This window comes from Kocuria sp. CCUG 69068, from assembly GCF_020833785.1.
Taxonomy (GTDB): domain Bacteria; phylum Actinomycetota; class Actinomycetes; order Actinomycetales; family Micrococcaceae; genus Kocuria; species Kocuria rosea.
This window is the reverse complement of the sequence record NZ_PDDL01000292.1, coordinates 1-439: the sequence shown is the minus strand read 5'-3', so window position 1 is coordinate 439 and position 439 is coordinate 1. Positions and strand designations below refer to the sequence as shown.

Genomic DNA, 439 nt, shown 5'->3' with positions numbered 1-439 from the left:
AGCGCTCGCACGCCAGGTGCGGGGCGTAGCCGACGCGGGCGACCTGGACCAGGACGGGGCCCCGCTCGAGGGCCTCGCGGGCCGCCCGGTAGGCCGTCTCGGGCAGCCGGGCCCGGGAGGCCAGCGGGTCCCGGGCGGCGTGGAAGGAGTCGGCGGTGGAGACGATCCGCGGGGCGTGGACGCGCAGCACGTCCCGCGCGGGAGCGATCCGGCGGGCCCACCCGGAGACGACGAGGCGCTGGGCCTCGGGGCTGACCGCGTGACCGGCGAACAGCGCCGCGCACCCGCTGCGCCCGGCGCGCAGCAGCAGCACGTCCCGGACGTGCTGGTAGGGGGCGCGCTGCTCCACGAGGTTCTCGTCGCCGTCGTCGAAGCACGCCACGAGGCCGAGGTCGTCCACGGGGGCGTACGCGGCGGAGCGGGTGCCGAGGACCACCCG

At 78.6% G+C, this 439-nt stretch carries 1 pseudogene; it reads right to left on the bottom strand.

What is annotated here, in order from left to right:
* Window positions 1–439: pseudogene (locus CRM73_RS19580) on the bottom strand (primosomal protein N'); the annotation flags it as partial.